Genomic DNA, 396 nt, shown 5'->3' with positions numbered 1-396 from the left:
CCACTTGAAGACAGAATAATAAAACCCCGAAATGATAAAGGAGACACTCTCAGAAACAAAAAGTATCACGAAAAAAATTCCTAGAATAAATAATCTTATAAGATGATTATTCATTTTCTCCCTATTACCTTATTTATCCGGCTCATTTTGATAACAGGTTGTTTTACCTTTTTGCCGAATTGCTTTTTCCAGTTTTAGGATATTTTTTTCAAAAGATACGTAAAAAGCATGGAGAGTCCCAACATAACCGATATAAAAGCACTAACACACATACCGTGATAACTTTTAGCAACACAAAAACAACAAAAAAGCTGCTCTCCTTCTACATGGTTCATTCCCAGTCTTCCAGAATTAGATAGAGGGAAGATCATTTCACATTGCTTCTTCCAGCTTCTG

This window comes from Bartonella sp. AA83SXKL (assembly GCF_042196965.1).
Classification (GTDB): Bacteria; Pseudomonadota; Alphaproteobacteria; order Rhizobiales; family Rhizobiaceae; genus Bartonella.
This window is presented reverse-complemented; position numbering follows the sequence as displayed.